This is a genomic window from Mesorhizobium sp. WSM4813, assembly GCF_055811555.1.
Map to the genome: position 1 here is coordinate 1 of NZ_JBVVQU010000158.1, position 582 is coordinate 582.

1 pseudogene is annotated in these 582 nt (G+C 58.4%); it reads left to right on the forward strand.

Annotated elements, in window-relative coordinates:
- Positions 1-445 precede the first annotated feature (445 nt).
- A pseudogene (locus AC0L25_RS32485) lies at positions 446-582 on the forward strand (c-type cytochrome); the annotation flags it as partial.

Here is a 582-nt window from a genome sequence, read left to right on the forward strand (position 1 = left end):
GCCCAAAGAGGGTTCGGTCTCCCGTCCGCCACCGCACCTGCTTTCATAGCAGAGTCGGCAAGAAACAAGTTACAAGGAGGGGTGGGTAGGATCGCCAACTCTCGATTTAACCCATTCCCAACCGGAAACACCCTGAGGCGTGGCTGTAATTGGCTGACAGGCCAGCGGGACAGCACCCCCCTCTGCCCTGCCGGGCATCTCCCCCGCAAGGGGGGAGATCGGCAGCTTCGCCGACTGCGCCACGATCGGCAAATGGTCTGAAGCGATTGCCTTGAACTCGGGTAGCGGTTGACATCCCTCATCTGCCGCGTAGCTTCCAAGATGCAGGCGCCGCAACTCCACAAGGGAGAAGCTTTCGCTCTGCCATAAACGATGCATGCCGATGATCACACAAAGGCGTGCGCAAAATCGTCCAGGGCACCTTGACGATCAATGAGGAAATGCCATGCGTGCAATCGCGTTTTTCGCCGTCGTGTCCGTTGCGACGTTCATCACAAACCAATCTCAGGCACAGGATGCCGCGGCGGGTGAGAAGGTCTTCGCCAAATGCAAGGCCTGCCACGTCGTCGACGAGGACAAAAA